1 protein-coding gene is annotated in these 633 nt (G+C 53.7%); it reads left to right on the top strand.

What is annotated here, in order from left to right:
- Positions 1-125: 125 nt before the first annotated feature.
- The gene (locus AC5O77_RS22060) at positions 126-593 is read left to right on the top strand and encodes a cytochrome c-type biogenesis protein (protein ID WP_494507204.1); all 468 of its coding nucleotides are present in this window, start codon (positions 126-128) and stop codon (positions 591-593) included.
- Positions 594-633 lie beyond the last annotated feature (40 nt).

Below are 633 nucleotides of genomic sequence, written 5' to 3'. Positions count from 1 at the left end.
CCAGACACGGTCCTCATCGACGGCAACGGCATCAGTCGCTATCGCCATGCGGGCGATCTCAATCCTCGCGTCTGGGAAGAAGAGATCAAGCCGCTGTGGGAGAAATACAGTAAGGAGGCCGCACAATGAGGTTTTTATTGGGCGTGCTGATGCTGATGATCTCCGGCTCAGCGCTGGCGACCATCGACGTGTTGCAGTTTAAGGATGAAGCGCAGGAGCAGCAGTTCCGCCAACTCACTGAAGAACTGCGCTGCCCGAAATGCCAGAACAACAGCATTGCCGATTCCAACGCCATCATCGCGGCGGATATGCGTACCAAAGTGTATGAATTGATGATGCAAGGGCAAAGCAAACAGAAAATCATTGATTATATGGTGGATCGATATGTCAATTTCGTCACCTATAAACCGCCGGTGACGCCGGCAACGCTGATCCTGTGGCTAGGGCCGTTGATGTTTGTGCTGATTGGCTGCGCGGTGGTGATTATGCGCAGCCGTCGTCGAGGCGGCGTCGGGAGAAATGATCAATTCTCCGAGCAGGAGCAACGGCGTCTGGCGGCGCTGCTGAAAGAGACTGACAGGAAGAAACCCTAATGGCTTTTTGGCTGATTATAATTGCACTACTGATCGGCGC

The sequence above is a fragment of the Stenotrophomonas sp. INTA L402-1 genome (assembly GCF_059295135.1).
The sequence above is the reverse complement of the archived record's forward strand: the minus strand, read 5'-3'. Positions and strand labels throughout refer to the sequence as shown.

Bases quoted from the DNA above. Each gene is read 5' to 3' on its own strand.
- AC5O77_RS22060 (WP_494507204.1), top strand. From the start codon at position 126: ATGAGGTTTTTATTGGGCGTGCTGATGCTGATGATCTCCGGCTCAGCG.